The sequence below is a fragment of the Treponema endosymbiont of Eucomonympha sp. genome (assembly GCF_001028545.1).
On the sequence record NZ_BBPW01000614.1, the window covers coordinates 1 to 459 of the forward strand.

General features: G+C 48.6%; 2 protein-coding genes. One reads left to right on the forward strand and one right to left on the reverse strand.

All coding sequences use genetic code 11. The features are described 5' to 3' along the window. Positions 1-192: hypothetical protein (locus tag AWU74_RS08325; RefSeq protein WP_202966443.1), on the reverse strand; the 192-nt coding region annotated here is incomplete at its 3' end. A 78-nt stretch (positions 193-270) separates the two neighbouring features. Between AWU74_RS08325 and AWU74_RS12245 the strand changes: the two genes are divergently transcribed. Further along, the gene (locus AWU74_RS12245; protein ID WP_187150979.1) at positions 271-435 is read left to right on the forward strand and encodes a hypothetical protein; all 165 of its coding nucleotides are present in this window, start codon (positions 271-273) and stop codon (positions 433-435) included. Positions 436-459: the final 24 nt, after the last annotated feature.

The following is a 459-nucleotide window of genomic DNA, read 5'->3' on the forward strand; positions in this document are numbered from 1 at the left end:
CAGTTTGTAAACACTGTCGTTCAAAACATCAAATTGAAACACGTGCCCGCTCAACAGGTTTAAGTTTTCGTCTATGTCTATAAGGCTCTGCATGGTTTCGACATTTCCCTGTTCAACGTCGGAGGCACACACGTTATATTCATTCGACAATCCCGCAAGCAGGTTCCCCGTCCCCGCCGCGCAGTCCCACACATAGTATTCGTCCTGCCAGTTCTCCCCGAAACAAGCCTTATAGACATAGACGAAAACTTAAACCTGTTGAGCGGGCACGTGTTTCAATTTGATTTTTTGAACGACAGTTTTGACAAACTGACCGCGGAACTGAAGAAGATTATCGGCGACCCGGAGAAGCGCAAGAAGCTGATTGTGTATATCAACCCGCCGTATGCGGAGGCGGGAAACCCAAAAATGCCTATGGGAGGCGGGGATCCCTAGACTGGTGTTTCGGTGCATACCAAA